The following is a 1,929-nucleotide window of genomic DNA, read 5'->3' on the forward strand; positions in this document are numbered from 1 at the left end:
ACGTATGGTATTTCGAATCCTTTTTCTTCGTGCGGGTGTTGGGCTAACGCGACCCGGGCCGCGCGCTGCCGGCCGAGTTGTACGCCGTTGCGCGCGAGCTCACCAAGGCGCACGGCACCCTGCTTCTGGTGGACTCGATCCAGGCCGGCATCCGCGCCCACGGCGTGCTGTCGGTCGTCGACTACCCCGGCTTCGAGGGGCTGGAAGCGCCTGACATGGAAACTTATTCCAAGGCGCTCAACGGCGGCCAGTACCCGATGTCGGTGCTCGCCGTGAACGAACGCGCCGCGGGCCTGTACCGCAAGGGAACGTACGGCAACACCATGACCGCCAACCCGCGCGCGCTCGACATCGCGTCCACGGTGCTGGGCCTGCTTACGCCGGCGCTGCGCGCCAACATCCGCGACCGCGGCCAGGAGTTCCTGGACAAGATCAACGCGCTCAAGGATGAACTCGGCGGTGGCCTGATTACCGGGGTGCAGGGAACGGGCCTGCTGTTTTCGTGCGAGCTCGACCCGTCGTACAAGTGCTTCGGCACCGGTTCGACCGAAGAGTACATGCGCGAACGCGGCATCGGCGTGATCCACGGCGGCGTGAACTCGCTGCGTTTCACCCCGCACTTCGCCGTTACCAGCGCTGAAGTGGACCTGGTGGTGGCGCACATCCGCCATGCGCTGCTGCACGGGCCGCGCAAGTCGCAGGCCGAGGCGGCCTGAGCACGCGAAAACCCCCGTACCAGGTGCGTTGTCTCCGCCTGGTACGTTATCTCTGACTCAGATCCCGCCAGCGCGGCGGGCGAAGAACCGCCCCAGTGGCCCGGCCCGGCCCACCAGCCCCAGCAGCGGCCCGCGCACCAGCGTGGGCAGCAGCGCGTCGTTGCTGAAAAAGCGATTGATGGCGTCGAACGAATACGCCGCCAGCGTGTTCTCGCTGCGCCGTTCACGTTCCCAGCGCGCCAGGCGGTGCGGCGCGGCCACATCGCCCGAAGCGCCCACGCGCCGCCACAGCGCACGCAGCGCCGCCACGTCGCGCAGCCCCAGGTTCACGCCCTGCCCCGCCAGCGGATGCACGGCGTGGGCGGCGTCGCCCACCAGCGCCACGCGGCCCGACACATAGCCTTTCGCCAGCTGGCGCCGCAGCGGGAAAGCGGCGCGCGCCGACACCGACACCACCTCGCCCAGGCGGGCATCGAAGGCCCGCGTGAGTTCGCGGCGGAACCCGGCCTCGTCCGCGGCCAGCAGCCGCTCGGCCTCGGCATCGGGAAGCGTCCAGACAATTGAGCTGCGGCCGTCAGCGCAGGGCAGGAAGGCCAGCGGCCCGGTGGGCAGGAAGCGCTGCCACGCAGTGTCTTCATGCGGCTGTTCGGTGCCGACATAGGCCACCAGGCCGCGCTGGCCATAGTCGTGCCGGTCCACCGGCAGGCCGACCAGGCCCCGCACCGCCGACGCGGCGCCGTCGGCGCCCAGCAGCAGCTTCGCGCGCAGGCGATGGCCGCTGGCCAGAACCGCCGTGACGCTGTCGGCGTCCTGCTCGATCGCCTGGAGCTGGTCGGGGCACAGACGCTGCAGGTTCGGCTGCCGTTCGCAGGCCGCCCACAGGCGGTCAACCAGCAGCGCATGCTCGACGATGTGGCCCAGCTGCTCGCGGCCCAGGTCGTCGGCGTTGAAATCGAGTTCGCCGCCGCCGGCCGCGTCCCACACGCGCATGCGCCGGTAAGGATGGGCGCGCGCAGAACGGATCGGCGCCCAGGCTCCCAGGTCATCCAGCAGCGCCTGGTTGTCGGGCGCGAAGGCGTACACGCGCAGGTCGGGTTGCGCGGCGCCCCACGGCGGCGGTGCGTGCGCTTCCACCAGCGCCACGCGCAGGCCGTCGCGCCCCGCCGCCACCGCGGCGGCCGGGCCGCCCACCCCGGCCCCCCCCCCCCCCCCG

1 protein-coding gene and 1 pseudogene are annotated in these 1,929 nt (G+C 71.4%); one reads left to right on the top strand and one right to left on the bottom strand.

Annotated features, from left to right (window positions below):
• Nucleotides 1-716: pseudogene (locus tag K0M70_RS05515) on the top strand (aminotransferase class III-fold pyridoxal phosphate-dependent enzyme); the annotation flags it as partial.
• A gap of 57 nt (nucleotides 717-773) precedes the next feature.
• Here K0M70_RS05515 and K0M70_RS05520 read toward each other — a convergent pair.
• Entirely contained in the window at nucleotides 774-1,907 is a 1,134-nt protein-coding gene (locus K0M70_RS05520) for an FAD-dependent monooxygenase (protein ID WP_290780371.1), read from the bottom strand.
• Nucleotides 1,908-1,929 lie beyond the last annotated feature (22 nt).

The sequence above is a fragment of the Arenimonas sp. genome, from assembly GCF_019459675.1.
In the GTDB taxonomy this organism is placed as follows: Bacteria; Pseudomonadota; Gammaproteobacteria; order Xanthomonadales; family Xanthomonadaceae; genus Arenimonas.